The following is a 13,400-nucleotide window of genomic DNA, read 5'->3' as shown; positions in this document are numbered from 1 at the left end:
CGCCCTCCCCGACTCCCCGGGCCGGGGAGGGCGTCGCCGGTCGCGCGACAACGGAGGTGACATGCGCGTCCATTCCGCCCGACGCCTGCGCGCGTTACGTAAGGCGTTTCTGGGCGTCGCCGGCCTGGCCGGGTTCCTCGTCGTCTGGCAGATGATCCCGACGCTGGGTCTGATCAACCCGGACTACCTGCCGTACGTGACCGACGTGCTGGCGCGACTGGTCGAGCAGGTCGTCGACCTCGCCTTCTGGCGGCGACTGGGCAGCACCATGACGTCCTGGGCGATCGGCCTGACGGTGGCGACGATCGCCGCGGTCGTCCTCGGCACGGTCGTCGGCCTGGTGCCGCCCCTGCGGCGGGCAACCCACACGATGGTCGAGTTCCTGCGTCCGATCCCGTCGGTCGCCCTCATTCCGCTCGCCGTCCTGATGTTCGGCATCCAGATGCGTGCCGCCCTCGTCATCATCATCTACGCGTCGTTCTGGCAGGTGTTCGTGCAGGTGATCTACGGCGTCGCCGACGTCGACGCCGTCGCCCGGGACACCGCTCGCAGTTTCGGCCTGACCCGGCGTGAACAGTTGACGCACCTCGTGCTGCCGACCACCCTGCCGTACCTCATGACGGGCCTGCGGCTCGCGGCGGCGGTCGCGCTCATCCTCGCCATCACCGCCGAGATGGTGATCGGCAACCCCGGCCTCGGGCGCATGATCGAGCTGTCCCGGTCCGCCGGAGACGCCACCGGCCTCTACGCCCTCGTCGTGGTCACCGGCCTGCTCGGGCTGCTGGTGAATCTCGTCTTCCGGTTCGTCGAGCGTCGGGTGCTGTCGTGGCACCAGTCCGTACGAGGGGAGGAGGCGCTGTGACCGCGTACACCGGTCGGATCGCCGCCACGCCGCGCGGCCGCACCGTCGGATCCCGCCTCGTGGTGAGCCTGCTCAACGCGTTCGGGCTGCCGATGCTGCTCCTGGTGATCTGGGGGCTGGCGTCGACGAGGGCGACGAGCGGGTTCTTTCCCGACCCGTTGACGATCTCCCGAGCGTTCCTGGACACGTGGGTAGGCCCCGCGTTCGTCGAGGACGTGCTGCCGAGCCTCGCCCGCCTCGGCCTCGGCGTCGCCGCGTCGATCGTGCTCGGCATCGCCGCCGGCACCGTCATCGGCCTGGCCCACTGGTTGCGCGAACTCCTCGAACCGCTCCTGGAGTTCATCCGGGCGATCCCGCCGCCGGTGCTGATCCCCGTGGCCATGCTCCTGCTGGGCATCACGGACACCATGAAGGTGGTCGTCATCGTCTCCGGCGCGGTCTGGCCGATCCTGTTGAACACGATCGAGGGCGTCCGGGCCACGGACAGCGTCATGAAGGAGACCGCGGACTCGTTCCGGGTCACCTGGTGGGAGCGGCTCTGGTTCCTCGTGCTCCCGGCCGCCAGCCCGCGCATCATGGCCGGGGTCCGCCAGGCCCTCTCGGTCGCGCTCATCCTGATGGTCATCTCCGAGATGTTCGCGTCGTCCTCCGGGCTCGGTTACCGGATCGCCTACTTCCAGCGCAACTACCTCATCGCCGAGATGTGGAGCGGCATCCTCCTGCTCGGCCTCGTCGGCATCCTGCTCGCCGTAGTTTTCGGTCTCGTCGAACGGCGCGTCCTGCGCTGGTACCACGGAATCAGGGAGGTCAACCGTGCCTGATCGGAGCACCCTGCTGCGGGTGGAGCACCTGCGAAAGGTCTACGAGTCGACGACCGGCGACGTCGAGGCGATCGGGGACATCAGCTTCACGATGGACGCCGGTCAACTCGTCTGCATCGTCGGGCCGTCCGGGTGCGGCAAGACCACCCTGTTGAAGTGCCTCGCCGGCCTGCTGCGGCCGACAAGTGGTGTGGTCGAGATGGACGGCTCACCGGTGACCGGGCCGAGCCCCGCCATGGCCGTCGTGTTCCAGGAGTACGGTCGCAGCCTCTACCCGTGGCTGACGGTGCGCGGCAACGTCGAGCTTCCGCTGCGACACAAGCAGCTCTCCCGCGCGCAGCGCAACCAACTGGTCGTCGACGCCCTCGACGCGGTGGGCCTGGCGCACGCCGCGCGAAGCCACCCGTGGCAGCTCTCCGGCGGGATGCAGCAACGCGTGGCGATCGCCCGGGCCCTCGCGTACCAGCCGGAGATTCTGATCATGGACGAACCGTTCGCCGCGGTGGACGCGCAGACCCGGGCGGACCTGGAGGATCTGGTGCGCGAGCTGCACACGAGCCGCGAGATATCGATCCTCTTCGTCACGCACGACATTGACGAGTCGGTGTATCTCGGTCAGCGCGTTCTAGTATTGTCCAAGTCGCCGACCTGGATCCAAGAGGATCTCGCGGTCGATCTGCCGCCGGAGCGCGATCAGATCACCACCCGCGCCCTACCCCGTTTCACGCAACTGCGGACGCACGTCTACGACCAGATCCAGCGGGCCAAGCGCGGGCAGGCTATGGCGCCGGGGGCCACGTCGTGATCGCGCCGGGACAACGGGTTCGTCGGAGGGAGGGCCGTGGGTAGTCGTCAGCCGAAACAACTGCTGCTCGCCTTCTTCGGCGAGCATGTTGTCGACAACGCCACGGGGCCGATCCGGGCGAGCGCCCTGATCAGCGTGCTGGAGGGCGCCGACGTCGCCGCACCGGCGACCCGTGCGACCCTCGACCGTCTCGTGCACAGCGGCATCCTCGCGCGCACCAGGAGTGGCCGGGAGACCCTGTTCTCGCTGACCGAGCACGGGGCCGCGGTGCTCCGTGAGGCGACGGACCGCGTCCGTGGCCCACGGCCGTTCGACCCCCAGGGCAGCGGGTGGACCCTTGTCACCTTCTCGATCCCGGAGGGCCAGCGGATGCTGCGGCACCGGCTGCGCTCGATCCTCACCTGGGAGGGTTTCGCGCCGCTGCGCGACGGGCTCTGGCTGGCACCCGGAGAGATCGACCTCGCCGGGTCGCTGGAGCCGCTACAGCAGGATCTCGCGCCCAACGCCGTGGTCGCCTTCCACGCCCGCGAACTCGCCGGGTTCCCGATCGCCGAGAGCGTGCGCGCCGCCTGGGACATCGAGGCGATCCGGCGCGCGCACCTCGCGTTCATCGAGGTGTGGGACGACCCGGCCGCCGCGACCATGGCACCGAGCGCTCTGACCGTGCGGACGATGCTGGTGGCCGACTGGCTGGCGCTGCTGCGCGAAGACCCGAGGCTGCCGGCCGAGTTCATGGACGCGCAGTGGCCGGCCACCCGCTCGGCGGAGACCTACCGCCGGATGCACGACAGGCTGGCCGAGGCGTCCACCGCGGAGTTCGCCGAGCTCGTCGCCGCCCGTCCGACGGCTAGGCGCCGAAGCGGGCCCTCAGGTCAGCCTTCCGCACCTTCCCCGACGCGGTCCGCGGCAACTCGTCCACGATGACGACGTTCTTCGGCAGCTTGTAGCGCGCGATCCTGCCGTCGAGACACGCCCGCACGGCGTCGGTGTCCACGGACACCCCCTCCCGTACGGTGACGATCGCCCACGGCACCTCCCCCCAGCGGTCGTCCGGCACGCCGATGACCGCCGCCGAGGTGACCCCGTCGATCTCGCCGAGCAGGTGTTCGAGTTCGGCCGGGTAGATGTTCTCGCCCCCCGATATGATCATGTCCTTGAGTCGGCCGGAGATGTAGAGGTAACCGTCGTCGTCCAGGTGGCCCAGGTCGCCGGAGCGGAACCACCCGTCGGCGGTGAACGCCTCGGCGGTCGCCTCCGGGAGCCCGTGGTAGCCGGGGAAGACGTTGGGCCCGGCTATCTCGATCTCGCCCACGACGCCGGTGGGCACCACGGCACCGGCGCCGTCGGTGATCCGCACGTCGGTGAAGAAGTGCGGCAGACCGACGCTGCCCTGCTTGGCGCGGGTCATCGCCGGTGGCAGCGCGGTCGCACCCGGCGCGGCCTCGGTCATGCCGTAACCCTGTGAGAACGACAGGCCCCGCGCCTCGTACGCGTTGAGGATGCGGGCCGGCACCGCCGAACCTCCGCAGGTGAGCTTGGCCAGCGTCGACAGGTCGGTGCGGGCCCAGGCGGGATGGTCGGCGATCAGCTGGTAGGTGGTCGGCACGCCGCTGAGCATGGTGACACCGTGCCGCTCGATCTGCGCGAGCGCGTGGCCCGGCTCGAAGTTCTTCTCCAGGACCATGGTGGCGCCCTTGAGGATGACGGGGAGGGCGCCCATGCCGAGCGAGGCGACATGGAACAGCGGCGAGATCATGAGCGCGACGTCGGTCGAGACGACGTCGTAGTCGACCACGCAGTTGAGCGCGACCCAGGTGAGGTTGCCATGGGTCAGCACGGCCCCCTTGGCCCTGCCGGTCGTGCCCGAGGTGTAGACGATGGCCGCCGGATCCCGGTGGGTGGTGACGGCATGACCGGTGAACCCGTCAGCGGCCCGCGCCAGCGCGGCGAGCCCCGGGCTGGTTGCGGCGCCCTCGCCGGTGACGACGACGTGCGGAGTCCGGGCGGCCGGCGCGGCGGAGGCCACCGGCACCAGGAAGTCCGGGTCGTGGATCAGCACCCGCGCGCCGCAGTCGCCGAGGATGTAGGCGATCTCCGGTGGTGCCAGCCGGGTGTTGACCGGGACGAAGACGGCCCCGATCTGCGCGGCCCCGAACATCGTCTGGAGGAGGTCCGGGCTGTTCTCACCGAGGTAGGCGACGGCGTCACCCTTGCCGACGCCCCACTCCCGGAGCACAGCCGAGATGCGGTCCACGCCGTCGGCGAACTGTCCGTACGTCATGGTCGCCCCCTCGCCGTGGATGAGGGCGACCTTGTCCGGGGACTTGAGGCGGCGCTTGGCCATCCAGGCGCCGATTCCGTGCTGGTGCATCAACAACCTCCTGGTGGTGAAGGTGGTGTGCTCACCCGGCTCGGTGGACGCCCCGGGCTCAGGCGTAGAAGCGGTAGAGCCCCCGCGCGACGACGGCGGGCTTGCTGCCGCCCTCGATCTCGATCGTCTGGTCGACGACCAACTGGTAGCCGCCGCGAACCTCGACGACCTCCACGATGGTCGCCTGCATACGCACCCGCGACCCGACCACGACCGGCGCGGGGAAGCGCACCTTGTCCAGGCCGTAGTTCACCTTCGTGGACACGCCCTTGACCTCGAGCAGCTCGGTCCAGAACGGCACGGCCAGCGAGAGGGTGAGGAAACCATGGGCGATCGGTGCGCCGAACGGCCCGGACTTCGCCCGCTCGGGGTCGACGTGGATCCACTGGTGGTCGTCGGTGGCATCGGCGAACAGGTTCACCTGGTCCTGGGTGACCGTCCGGTACGCGCTGTGGCCGAGATCGGTGCCGGCGAGGTGGGCGAGTTGGTCGTAGGTGATGGTCGTCGTCATGGCGCTTCCTCTCGTCGTTCCCGGGCAAGACCCAGCAACCGGGCCGCGTTGTCCTTCAGGATGCCCGGGAGCACGTCCGGCTTGAGGTCGGTGGTTGCCACGTCGCGCAGCCACCGGTCGGGGGTGAGCAGTGGGTAGTCGGTGCCGAAGAGCACCCGTCGCTTCAGCACGGAGTTGGCGTAACGCACCAGCTCGGCCGGGAAGTACTTCGGGCTCCAGCCGGACAGGTCGATCCACGTGTTGTGCTTGTGCGTGGCCACCGACAGGGCCTCGTCCTGCCAGGGCACCGACGGGTGGGCCATGATGATCTGCAGGTCGGGGAAGTCCGCCGCGATCGGGTCGAGCAACATCGGGTTCGACAGACCGAGCCGCAGGCCGTAGCCGCCAGGTGTACCCGCCCCGATGCCGGTCTGCCCGGTGTGGAAGAGCGCCGGAACGCCCGCCCGCTCAAGGAGGCTCCACAGCGGCGCGTACTCGTCGTGGCTGGGATCGAAGCCCTGCACGGTGGGGTGGAACTTGAAGCCGCGTACGCCCTCTTCCTCGATCAGTCGGGTGGCGAGTTCGAGGGCCGCTTCGCCGGTGCGTGGGTCGACTGACCCGAAGGGGATGAGCACGTCGGCGTGCTCGGCTGCCGCGCGGGCGATGTCGGCGCTGGACAGCGGCTGGTGCCTCAGTTGCGTACGCGCGTCCACGGTGAAGACGACGGCGGCCATGGTGCGCTCGCGGTAGTACTGCGCCACCGCGTCGACGGCAGGTCGTGGCCCGTCCGTCCGGAAGTACGTCGATACGGCTGCCACGAGCGGCTCGGGCAGTGAGGCGTGACCGTGGTCGTCGACCTCGATGTGCACGTGCATGTCGATCGCCGTGACGGTGTCGAGGTCGATCGCGGGCTGGTACATGGGCGGCAACCTTCGTCGGGCGGGCCTCGTCGCGCGGCCTCGTCGGGCGGGTCAGTCGGTCGCGGGCTTGAACTCCTCGGGGAGTTCGGGGAAGTGTTCACCGACGCTCTGCGTGGCCCCGGCGAACGTCGTCGGCCAGGCGTCCTCCAGCGCCTCGTAGGTCCAGCCGCCCTCGCGGTGGGCGGAGAGCGCCGGCTCCGGGTGGGTCCAGATCTGGAGGCGGTCGCCTCCCACACCGATCACCTGCCCGGTCACCGACGCCGCCGCGTCGGAGCCGAGGAACGCGATCAGCCCGGCCACGTCGTCCGCCGTGCCGAACCCGAGCTCGTGCCGGAAGAAGGAGGGCATCGGCTCGCCGTTGGCCTCGGCCCGCACCGCTGCGGCGAAGTAGGGGACGGTGGCGGTCATCGCGGTCGCGGCGACCGGGACGACCGCGTTGGCGGTGATGCCCGCCCGCTTGAGCTCAAGCGCCCAGGTGCGGACCATGCCGACGATGCCCGCCTTGGCGGCGGCGTAGTTGGTCTGGCCGAAGTTGCCCCGCTGTCCCGTGGGTGACCCGATGCAGATGATCCGGCCGCCCTCGCCGACCTGCCGCATGTGTTGCACCGCCTCACGCACGGTCGTGAAGGTGCCGCGCAGGTGCACGTTGATGACAGTGTCGAAGTCATCGTCACTCATCTTCCACAGCACGGTGTCGCGGAGGACGCCGGCGTTGGTGACGAGGATGTCCAGCCGCCCGAAGTGCTCGACCGCCGTGCTGACGAGTGCCTTCGCGGTCTCGGTCGGGCCGACCGGTGCGACAACGGCGACGGCTCGGCCGCCGGATGCCTGGATCGCCTCCACGGCGTCCGTGGTGACCTCGGCGTCGATGTCGTTGACCACGACGGACGCGCCCCGCCGCGCCAGCTCCTGGGCGTAGGCGAGGCCGAGACCCCGCCCGGAACCGGTGACGATGGCGACTTTGCCGGCAAGTGACATGGGGCAACGTTATGCAGAATTTGATCGGGCGTCAACGATTTGCAGTATGTCTACACCAGACCCGCGCCCGAGCTGCCCAGCGTCCGCGAGAGCACCCGGCCCGCGGCCTGGACCAGCGGGGCCAGCGCCACCGGGTCAGCCCGGTCATGGGCGACCACCAGTGAGATCGCCGCCACCACACCCTCCGGCGCGCGGATCGGCGCGGCCACCGAGAGTGCGTCCATGGTGACCTGACGATCGCTGACCGCGTACCCGGCCCGCCGCACCTCGGCGAGGCAGCGACGCAGCCGCCCCGGGTCGGTGATGGTCAGGTCGGTGTACCGCTCCAGCGGCGCGGACAGCACCTGCTCCTGCACGTCCACGGGCGCGTGCGCGAGCAGAACCAACCCGACGCCTGTGGCGTGCAGCGCGAATCGGCCGCCGACGCGGGTGAGCACGGGTACGGCGTGCCGTCCGGCGATCCGTTCGATGAAGACGAGTTCGAGATCCTGCCGGACGGCGAGCTGGACGTTCTCGTGAGTCACCTCGTACAGGTCCTCCATGACCGGAAGGGCCAGCTCCCGCAGCCCCAGACCGCGCGGGGCGAGCGAGCCCACCTCCCACAACCGCAGACCGATCCGGTAACGCCCGTCGTCGCCGCGCTCCAGCGCCCCCCACTCGACGAGCTCGGCAGCCCGGCGGTGCACAGTGGACAGCGGCAACCCCGTGCGACGAGCCAGCTCGCTCAGGGTCAGCGCCGCGCTCGCGGGGTCGAACGCGCCGAGCAACGCCAGCACCTTGCTGGTCACCGACCGCCCCGGTTGCGCCCGCATCTCGCCATCATCCCCGCCCGCGCCGGCCGGTCACAGCTCCAGCACGAGCCGGGGCGTACGGGCCCGGGAGACGCAGATCATCATCGTGTCACCGGCGGCCCGCTCCTGCTCGGTGAGCAGGCTGTCGCGATGCTCCGGAGTGCCGGCGAGCACCGGAGTCTCGCAGGTGCCGCAGGTGCCCTCCCGGCAGGACGAGAGGACCTGCACCCCGGCCTCCTCCACCGCCTGAAGGATCGGTGTGCCCGGCGGCACCGTCACCGTCCGCCCGGAGAGCGCGAGCTCGACCTCGATCGCCGTCTCCTCCCCGCCGACGGCGTCATCCAGCGGGGTGAAGCGCTCGACGTGCAGGCAGCCGGGCGGCCAGCCGCGACAGTGCTCCTCCACCGCCCTGACCAGTGGCTCCGGCCCACAGCAGTAGACGAGCCCGGTGTCGGGCCGGCCGAGCAACCCGGCCAGGTCGAGCAACCCGCACTCGTCCTGCGGGTGCAGGCTCACCCGGTCGCCGTACTTCTCCCGCAGGGCTGCGGCGAAGGCCATCGTGGCGCGGCTGCGTCCCCCGTACACCAGCTTCCAGTCGGCGCCAGTGGCGTCGGCGGCGGCGACCATGGGTCTGATCGGCGTGATGCCGATTCCGCCGGCCACGAAGAGGTAACGCCGCGCCGTGACAAGCGGAAAGTTGTTGCGAGGCCCGCGCACCCGGACGCTCGCGCCGACGGTGAGCCGCTCGTGCACCAGCCGTGAGCCGCCACGCCCGGCGGGCTCACGCTGCACCGCGATGCGCAGGGCGGCCCGGTCAGCCGGATCGCCACAGAGGGAGTACTGGCGTACCAGCCCGGCGCCGAGGTCCAGGTCGACGTGCGCGCCCGGCGTCCACTCGGGCAGTTCACCGCCGCCCGGGCGACACAGGCTGATTTCGACGACCTCCGCCGCCACCTGGTCCCGCCCCGCGACCACCAGCCCCACACCGGCCAACTCGTCCCCGGTCACGCGCGTACCGCCAGCCGGCTCGGCGGGCCGGGCACCGGCACGGCCGCCGCCCGGTGGCCCTCCGGGTGGGCGAGCAACCACTCCCACAACTCGACAGGTTCCTCGGCGACGCGCTCGGCGCCGCAGTGGCAGATCCCCCGCAGGGTGTCGCTGCCCGGCACCCAGTGGATCCGGTAGACCCGGTCCCCGGTGAGCACACCTGCGCGAAAACTCACCGCGTCGCTCCCACCGTCCCCGACCCGACCATCCGGGCCAGCAACCGCCGCGCGGCCAGGCCACCGGTGTCGATGTTGATGCTCAACTCCTGGTACCGGTCCGGCTCGGCCGCGATCACCTGCTCCAGGATGTTGAGCGCTGTCACGTCCTGCATGACCACTGTGTGGTTGCTCTGGTGCAGGTACGCGCTGACCGACTCGTCGTCGATCGCGAAGTCGCGCGCCACCGCCCAGAAGTCGTAGGTCGTGTTCTCGGTCGACGGGGTGATGGCGTACACGATCTCGGCGTGAAACGCTTCGCTGTCCTCGCCCTCGGCGGGTGGGAGGACGCCCTGCGGCGCGATCCGGCTGTGCAGGAGATAAAGGCAGGGCGGGTGGTACTCGATGTCCTGCCATCGGGTGATCCGGCCCTGGATCCCGGTCGAGCGCGCGTAGAACGGGGGGCACTCGGCGTCGTCCATGTGCCGACTCACGTAGACGACGCCCCGGTCCTCGTCGACCTCGGTGGTGATCGGGGTGTTCGCCACCTCCGGCGTGCCGATGTAGCCGCCGTGCAGATAGGTCTCGTGGGACAGGTCCATCAGGTTGTCCACGAGCAGGCCGTATCGCGCGTTCAGCGGCGCCATGCCCCGCACCACCGCGTACCGCGGGTCGGCCAACCACGGGGCGCGGGGAATCGCCGCCGGTTCGGCCCGCTCCCGGTCACCGATCCAGACCCAGATCAGAGAATCCTGCTCCACCACCGGATACGAGGCGACCCGCGCGGTCCGCGGGATCCGCTGTTGACCGGGTACGAAGACACACGCTCCCGTCGGATCGTAGGTGAAGCCGTGGTAGCCGCAGACGATCGTGTCGCCGTCGAGCCGGCTCTCCGACAGGGGGTAGCGCCGGTGCACGCACCGGTCGGCGAGCGCCACCGCCTCGCCGGCACCGGTGCGATACAGCACCAGCGGCTCACCGAGCACCGTGCGGGCGAGCAGGTTCCGCCCGACCTCGCTGCCGTAGGCCGCCACGTACCACTGGTTGCGGGCGAACACCATGAGAGCGGGCCTCCTCGTGGACGTACGTCGATGAAGCCGCATCATCCCGTGCGCTGCCCCCGGCCGGGACCGGCGCTTTCACTGGGTGAAAGAGCGCCGGTCCGGCCACCGCGTCTCGTCGCGGGGGTCAGCAGCCGATCCGGCTGGCGCCCATGGCGAGGCTCTGCGCCACCCCCGGCCGGGCTCTGCTCGGGCAGTGTCGCGTCGTCGGAGGCGCGGTTTCACCGCAGGGCACCGTTCTGGCCGCCCAGCCGCAGGTCCCGGTTGCCGTCGGCGGCGTCGGTCATGGCCACCATCGTGGTGTGCTCGGTGGGCTGGGCGGGCCCGCCCTCAATCTATTGACGCGAACCTATTGAATCAAGCATCGGTCCGTGCCGGTTTCCGGGTTGACCTTGGCCCGTTGAGCAGGGCGTCGACCCTCCTGGCCAGGCGCTTCACGGGTGTGAAAAGGCTCTCAGGATGGCTCGATTTTCGAACTATCGGCGCACGATCACATCCGGTTACGGACACGCGCCCTGACCTTGAGGAAGGCGAAGAATAGATGAATCCGCGCAACAATCCAGCCCAGGGCCGCACCCCGGTCACCGAGGCTGCCGTGGCACGGCTCGCCGCCCAGACGGCGGGACCCGTGCTGCTGCCCGGCAACGACGGGTACGACGCCGAGTGCGCGTCGTACAACCTCGCGATCCCGCAGCAGCCGGCGCTCGTGGTGGGCGCCGCGGGTGCCGCCGACGTCCAGGCCGCGGTCCGCTTCGCCGCCGAGCACGGCCTGCCGGTCGGGGTGCTCGCCACCGGCCACTCTGCGCTCCCCTCGGACGGAGCGCTGCTGATCACCACCCGCCGGATGGACGGGGTGGTCATCGACGCCGAGGCGCGTACCGCCCGGGTCGAGGCCGGCGTACGGTGGCAGCAGGTCGTGGACGCGGCGACCGCGCACGGGCTTGCGCCGCTCAACGGAGCGTCTCCGACCGTCGGCGCGGTCAGCTACACGCTCGGCGGTGGGTTGGGCCCGATCGGCCGCACCTTCGGCTTCGCCTCCGACCACGTCCACCTGATCGAGATCGTCACCGCGGACGGCGAGCTCCGCACGGTGACCGCGACCGACGAGCCGGAGCTGTTCTGGGCGCTGCGCGGCGGCAAGGGCAACTTCGGGGTGGTCACCGCGCTGGAGTTCGCCCTCTTCCCGGTGCGCCGGCTCTACGGCGGTGGCCTCTTCTTCCCGGGCGAGCAGGCCGCCGAGGTACTCAAGGCGTGGGGACGGTGGACCGCCGGCGTGCCGGACGAGCTGACCTCGTCGGTCGCGCTGCTACAGCTGCCACCGACCCCCGAGGTACCCGAGCCGCTCCGCGGCCGGCTGGTGGCGCACGTACGGATCGCCTACCTCGGCGCGGCTGAGGAGGGCGAGCGGCTGATCGCCCCGCTGCGCGCGGTCACCCCGCCGCTGATCGACTCGGTGACCGACATGCCGTACAGCGCGGTCGGATCGATCCACGCCGACCCGCCGACCCCGATCCCCTTCGTGGACCGCTCAGCGTTGCTACGGGAGTTCACCCCGGAACTGGTCGACACGATCATCGCCCAGGCCGGCCCTGGCACGGGCAGCCCGCTGACCGTGCTGGAGATCCGGCACCTCGGTGGGGCCCTCGGCCGCCGTCCCGAGCCAACGAACGCGATCGACCTGGGGGACGCCGCCTTCACCTTCTATACCGTCGCGATCGGTGGCCCGGACCAGGCCGAGGCGTTCCAGGGTTACCTGACCCGCCTGCTGCAGGCCATCCAGCCGTGGAGCACCGGCGGGCGGTTCGTGAACTTCCTGGGCGCCAGCGACGCCACTGCGGAAGGGGTTCAGGCGACCTACCCGCCGCAGACGTACGAGCGGCTGGCTGCGATCAAGCGCCGCTCCGACCCGACCAACATCTTTCGCGTAAACCACAACATCATCCCGGGTTCGAACGAGTAGGGGCGGGCATGGCGGAAGGGTGCTGAGAGGCAGTCACGGCGACCACTCAGCACCCCTCGCCGCAATGCGGCCCCGGTCGCCGCCCCTGACCTGGATAGCCCTGCTACGCACGGCATTCCGCAAGTCATCTACGGGAGTGTTTGCTCGCCTGACCGCTCGTTCCCGGCGAGGACATTTTCCTCTTCCCTTGTCCACCGACGGTGCCGGCTCAGCCGCCGTAGGCAGTTCCCGCGCCGGTCAGGCTCAACGCGGCGAACGACTCCGTGGTGGCCACGGAATCAGACCACCCCCCGGTGACGACGCCGGACCCCGTCATCGACGTCATCGCGGCAACCCGTGGTACATCCTGAACAACCTCGGGCGCCATGGCCGCAGACTCCCACGGCCGGCTCAGTACCACCCCAACCGCGCTTCTACTCTTGCTGCGGAGGGGATTGAAGGCCTGTCGCCCGTGTTGACCGTCGCATCGCGCACGCTTCGCGGATAGCGCTGGTGCGTCATCTCGGGAATCATGATCGTCATGTCCGAACACGATCTCGCCGGAACCTGGCGCCGCATCATCCAAGGGGACGGCAAGTCCTGGGTCGTATTCGCCAACGGCACGTGCGTCGTCCTGCCAGACCCCGGCCCCGGCGTTGACCTCGCCGCTCAGGCCGTCGACATCCTGCGCGAGTACGGCCCCGTCCACATCGGTTCGCCTGCCGCAGACTTCGGCACCATCACCGTCGATCCCGGTCCGGGCTGGGTGGTCTACGGCCACCACAACGATGTGCTGACCTACGTAGGGCCCGACGAGATCTCGGACGACAGCGACCTGGCAGTCGGTCTGTACGGGCGCGGCAAGCGAGACCAGGACGGCCATGAACTTAACGTCGTACACGTCGAGGACAAACGTCCTCAGTGACCCCGTGCCCTCCGCCGTCCGAGGTGACCCGGGCTCGTACGATCCGATCATGAAGCTCCTGGTCCTGCTGGTTGTCACGCGGCCTGACTCGCCTTGGTCTACATGCTGAAGTCTCAGGGCGGGTTCGCGAGGAACGTGCGGCAAGTAGCGCGTTACTTCCTGGTCGGTGTGCTGGTCGCCGCCATCGCGGCGCTGTCTGTACTCGGCGTTTGGCAGTCGCTCGACGAATTCGGCC

General features: G+C 70.1%; 14 protein-coding genes. 6 read left to right on the top strand and 8 right to left on the bottom strand.

The features are described from left to right. The first annotated feature begins 61 nt into the window (after positions 1-61). The 4 genes from ABZ808_RS14110 to ABZ808_RS14095 are packed head-to-tail and all read left to right on the top strand — an operon-like array spanning position 62 to position 3,412. A complete protein-coding gene (locus ABZ808_RS14110) occupies positions 62-862 on the top strand; it encodes an ABC transporter permease (RefSeq protein ID WP_357005399.1) in 801 nt (266 codons plus the stop codon). Then, on the top strand, positions 859-1,683 hold the full coding sequence (locus tag ABZ808_RS14105; RefSeq protein WP_357005395.1) for an ABC transporter permease: 825 nt from the start codon (positions 859-861) through the stop codon (positions 1,681-1,683). The genes ABZ808_RS14110 and ABZ808_RS14105 overlap by 4 nt, the downstream gene beginning before the upstream one ends. Next, on the top strand, positions 1,676-2,488 hold the full coding sequence (locus ABZ808_RS14100; RefSeq protein WP_357005390.1) for an ABC transporter ATP-binding protein: 813 nt from the start codon (positions 1,676-1,678) through the stop codon (positions 2,486-2,488). Before ABZ808_RS14105 ends, ABZ808_RS14100 begins: the two co-directional genes overlap by 8 nt. Before the next feature lie 36 nt (positions 2,489-2,524). Then, positions 2,525-3,412 carry a PaaX family transcriptional regulator C-terminal domain-containing protein gene (locus tag ABZ808_RS14095; protein ID WP_357005387.1) on the top strand — a complete coding sequence of 296 codons (888 nt, stop codon included), beginning with the start codon at positions 2,525-2,527 and terminating at the stop codon, positions 3,410-3,412. On the opposite strand, the gene ABZ808_RS14090 is transcribed toward ABZ808_RS14095, so the two are convergent. From ABZ808_RS14090 to ABZ808_RS14055, 8 genes are read right to left on the bottom strand one after another with little or no spacing between them, the layout of a single operon-like run. Beyond that, positions 3,336-4,859 (bottom strand): long-chain fatty acid--CoA ligase, encoded by a 1,524-nt coding sequence (locus tag ABZ808_RS14090; RefSeq protein WP_357005385.1) that lies wholly within the window; start codon positions 4,857-4,859, stop codon positions 3,336-3,338. The genes ABZ808_RS14095 and ABZ808_RS14090 overlap by 77 nt on opposite strands. A gap of 58 nt (positions 4,860-4,917) precedes the next feature. Beyond that, the gene (locus tag ABZ808_RS14085; protein ID WP_357005383.1) at positions 4,918-5,370 is read right to left on the bottom strand and encodes a MaoC family dehydratase; all 453 of its coding nucleotides are present in this window, start codon (positions 5,368-5,370) and stop codon (positions 4,918-4,920) included. Then, on the bottom strand, positions 5,367-6,269 hold the full coding sequence (locus ABZ808_RS14080; RefSeq protein WP_357005381.1) for an amidohydrolase family protein: 903 nt from the start codon (positions 6,267-6,269) through the stop codon (positions 5,367-5,369). Before ABZ808_RS14080 ends, ABZ808_RS14085 begins: the two co-directional genes overlap by 4 nt. A gap of 51 nt (positions 6,270-6,320) precedes the next feature. Beyond that, entirely contained in the window at positions 6,321-7,247 is a 927-nt protein-coding gene (locus ABZ808_RS14075; RefSeq protein ID WP_357005379.1) for an SDR family NAD(P)-dependent oxidoreductase, read from the bottom strand. Positions 7,248-7,297: 50 nt separating this feature from the next. Further along, positions 7,298-8,059 (bottom strand): IclR family transcriptional regulator, encoded by a 762-nt coding sequence (locus ABZ808_RS14070; RefSeq protein WP_357005376.1) that lies wholly within the window; start codon positions 8,057-8,059, stop codon positions 7,298-7,300. A 30-nt stretch (positions 8,060-8,089) separates the two neighbouring features. Then, complete coding sequence (locus ABZ808_RS14065) at positions 8,090-9,046, bottom strand: PDR/VanB family oxidoreductase (RefSeq protein ID WP_357005373.1); 957 nt, start codon at positions 9,044-9,046, stop codon at positions 8,090-8,092. Next, complete coding sequence (locus ABZ808_RS14060) at positions 9,043-9,261, bottom strand: hypothetical protein (RefSeq protein ID WP_357005370.1); 219 nt, start codon at positions 9,259-9,261, stop codon at positions 9,043-9,045. The genes ABZ808_RS14065 and ABZ808_RS14060 overlap by 4 nt, the downstream gene beginning before the upstream one ends. Then, a complete protein-coding gene (locus tag ABZ808_RS14055) occupies positions 9,258-10,301 on the bottom strand; it encodes an aromatic ring-hydroxylating dioxygenase subunit alpha (RefSeq protein WP_357005367.1) in 1,044 nt (347 codons plus the stop codon). The genes ABZ808_RS14060 and ABZ808_RS14055 overlap by 4 nt, the downstream gene beginning before the upstream one ends. Positions 10,302-10,842: 541 nt before the next feature. On the opposite strand from ABZ808_RS14055, the gene ABZ808_RS14050 reads away from it, so the two are divergent. After that, complete coding sequence (locus tag ABZ808_RS14050; protein WP_357005364.1) at positions 10,843-12,261, top strand: FAD-binding oxidoreductase; 1,419 nt, start codon at positions 10,843-10,845, stop codon at positions 12,259-12,261. Positions 12,262-12,781: 520 nt separating this feature from the next. Beyond that, the gene (locus tag ABZ808_RS14045; protein ID WP_357005362.1) at positions 12,782-13,165 is read left to right on the top strand and encodes a hypothetical protein; all 384 of its coding nucleotides are present in this window, start codon (positions 12,782-12,784) and stop codon (positions 13,163-13,165) included. The last annotated feature ends 235 nt before the right edge of the window (positions 13,166-13,400 follow it).

The organism is Micromonospora sp. NPDC047527 (genome assembly GCF_040643015.1).
Taxonomy (GTDB): Bacteria; Actinomycetota; Actinomycetes; order Mycobacteriales; family Micromonosporaceae; genus Micromonospora.
This window is presented reverse-complemented; position numbering and strand designations above follow the sequence as displayed.